The sequence below is a fragment of the Hymenobacter agri genome (genome assembly GCF_054778495.1).
In genome coordinates, this window is the sequence record NZ_BAAGZM010001001.1 from 1 (window position 1) to 1,042 (window position 1,042).

Below are 1,042 nucleotides of genomic sequence, written 5' to 3' on the forward strand. Positions count from 1 at the left end.
CACCGGGTCGTGCGGGTCGTGCGCCAGCTGGCGGCGCAGCTCCTGGGCGGCCAAGGCGTGGCGCTGCTGGCTCAGCAGCAGCTGTACGCGGGGAAGGTAGTCGGCAGAATCAGCCATTGGAAGCTAAGCGAAAGCGGTATTGGTGGGAATTTGCTGGCGCTGATGCATGTAGCGCAGCGCTAAAATGGCCAGTACGCAAATGGCGGGGCCCACTCGCAGGTGCTGCGTGGCATTGACGTAGATGAGCGCACTCACTAGGCCCGTCAGCCCCAGCCAGGCCAGTGGGGTAGTCGCCCAAGGGCGTCGTAGCGGCGGCGGGTCGAGCATGGGAAAAAGGGCGTCGGGCCGCGGAAACCACCCACGCCACACCGCGTGTGCCACCAGTGCTACCCGCACCAGCAGGCTGCCAAAGCCGGGTGCAATGTCCGCCGCCCGCGCCTGTAGCTCGCGTTGCACGGCGCGGTGCAGCCAGCCGGGCAAAGTAGCCTGCTGCCGGGCGTGGCGCAGCAGGGGCATTAGCTGGAATGCCTGGCTGGGGTCTTGGCGCAGGGCTTCGGCCAAATGGGGCGCTGCGGCGGCGAAATTGTTCCGCAGCAGTAGCAACTGGCCCAAGCGCGCGTGCACCACAGCGCTGCCGGGGGCCACGCGCAGCAGCTGCGCAAAATCCTGGTCGGCGGCGTTGGGTTGCTGAGTAGCTTCCTGCGCCAAGGCGCGCCAAAGCAGGCAATGCGGCTGTTCGGCGTCGAGGCGCAGGCCGGTTTCGGCGTAGCGAATGGCGTCGGTACAATGGCCTTGGGCATAGCAAAGCTGCGCCCGGTAGCCGTAATACCGGGGCTGGTGCGGGTCGAGGCGAATGGCTTCTTCGGTGGCCGCCACGGTTTCGGCGAAGTGCCCCAGCTGGCCATTTACCTGAGCCAGGGCGTAATGGGCTTCGGCAGCGGCAGGTGCCAGCACGATGGCCGCCTGGGCCGCTTCGCGGGCCGGCAGCAGCTGATTGAGCTGCCGAAGCGCTTCGGCAAGGGCCAGCAGGGCTTGCCAGTCG

1 protein-coding gene is annotated in these 1,042 nt (G+C 67.5%); it reads right to left on the minus strand.

Features of this window, described 5'->3' with window-relative positions; all coding sequences use genetic code 11:
- Window positions 1-123 precede the first annotated feature (123 nt).
- On the minus strand, window positions 124-1,042 hold a 919-nt coding region (locus ACYVDE_RS24010), incomplete at its 5' end, for a tetratricopeptide repeat protein (RefSeq protein WP_460504043.1).